Annotated in this window: 1 protein-coding gene; it reads right to left on the bottom strand. The window is 33.1% G+C overall.

The features are described 5' to 3' along the window. Positions 1-145 precede the first annotated feature (145 nt). A partial coding sequence (locus tag AC6UDG_RS07490; protein ID WP_500706959.1) for a type III toxin-antitoxin system ToxN/AbiQ family toxin occupies positions 146-329 on the bottom strand: 184 nt, incomplete at its 5' end.

The raw sequence follows: 329 nt of genomic DNA on the forward strand, positions 1-329 counted from the left end.
GATATGTTGCATCATCGAGAGATCACTTCACATCTCCAGATGAAGCACAAGAAGACGCACAAGGAAAAGATGAGAATGGAGAAGAAGGATAAGAAAGCGGAAATGAAATAGAAAAGAAGCATGACTTTAGCTAATAATGTTCAAGTCATGCTTCTTTTCTATTTAGATACTCATCATGCAACTTTTCAGCTAATTTATAATCTAAACAATGTCTTTTATAGAAAGAATTGGATTTGTTTTCAACAGGCTCATTGGACTTTCTATAGACCGTACGAGCCTTACTTTTTACCTTATCTTCATTTTTCTTAAGAAACAGATATTCGTTTAAT

This window comes from Fructilactobacillus sp. X2R1C1, assembly GCF_059901435.1.